The sequence below is a fragment of the Massilia sp. CT11-108 genome, assembly GCF_047302915.1.
Taxonomy (GTDB): Bacteria; Pseudomonadota; Gammaproteobacteria; order Burkholderiales; family Burkholderiaceae_D; genus Telluria; species Telluria orientalis.
Map to the genome: position 1 here is coordinate 1 of NZ_JBKYMO010001115.1, position 615 is coordinate 615.

At 69.9% G+C, this 615-nt stretch carries 1 pseudogene; it reads left to right on the forward strand.

The annotated features are described in order from the left end of the window. Nucleotides 1-613, forward strand: a pseudogene (locus ACEN88_RS33475) (hypothetical protein); the annotation flags it as partial. Nucleotides 614-615 lie beyond the last annotated feature (2 nt).

Here is a 615-nt window from a genome sequence, read left to right on the forward strand (position 1 = left end):
GCTCCACGCCGCGCTGGAGCGGTGGCGTCCGCCCGCGGTGCGCTTCGACGCCGAGGCGCTGGGGCAGCTTGCCGATGCCGTGCGCCTCACCTTGCGTCCGATCCCGCGCCTGCTGCTGGGCGCCGTGGAATTGCACGAAGGGGAATTCGTCGCGTTCAGTTCCGAGCGGGCGCCGGGCGACGGCGGCATCTCGCTCGACGCCGTGCTGGCGTCCGCCGCCGTCCCGTGGCTGTTCCGCGCGCACGAGATGGCCGGACTCGACGAGACGACGCTCGCCCCGCGTCCACTGACCTTGTGGGACGGGCTGTTCTCGCAGAATCCGCCGATCCGCAACTTCCTGTCCGGCGTGGCGGACGACGACAGAAAGCCGGACGCCATCTGGGTCGTGCAGATCAATCCCAGCCAGGCCAGGCTAGCTGCGGACGGACCGCATATCGCCCTCAACGGCGGCGAGATCTGGGACGTGCGCAATGCGCTGGGCGGCAATCTGGCCATGAACCAGGAACTGGGTTTCGTCGATGCGATCAACCGCCGCATGGAAAGCGGCCGCTGCGCCGCCGCGCTGTGGGACCATGGCGCGGCGCAGGCACGGCGCTACCTGGCCCCTGTCTGAAT